Source organism: Kistimonas ophiarachnellae, from assembly GCF_057552235.1.
Genome location: NZ_BAAJPA010000074.1, coordinates 1 through 463 on the forward strand (window position 1 = coordinate 1; position 463 = coordinate 463).

1 protein-coding gene is annotated in these 463 nt (G+C 57.9%); it reads right to left on the reverse strand.

The window, feature by feature from the left end:
* Positions 1–463: Ig-like domain-containing protein (locus AC27K1_RS21690; RefSeq protein WP_487152881.1), on the reverse strand; the 463-nt coding region annotated here is incomplete at both ends.

Consider the following 463-nt stretch of genomic DNA (forward strand, 5'->3'; position numbering starts at 1 on the left):
GATGGTTGCTGTTGACTCAGAGGTAGCCCCTTCGTCATCGGACATCACATAGCGGACAGTGACAGTAGCCGTGTCACCACTGGCAAGGCTGTCGAAATCCGTGCCCGGCACAAACTGCAGCTGGTTGTTGGCGATGCTGACCGTGCCCTGGCCCGTGACGGGATTCCCGTCACCATCCACGATCTGCACACTGTCCAGACTGAAGTTGGCGGGGTTGTCGTTGTGATCCAGATCCGTGTCATCGGCCAGTACGTCAATGGTCAGGGTTTCATTCTCGTGACCGGTCGCCGTATCTACACTGGCCACCGGCGCGTCGTTAGTGCCGGTCACCGTAATGGTGGCCGTTGATTCAGAGGTAGCCCCTTCGTCATCGGACATCACATAGCGGACAGTGACAGTAGCCGTGTCACCACTGGCAAGGCTGTCGAAGTCTGTACCCGGCACAAACTGCAGCTGGTTGTTG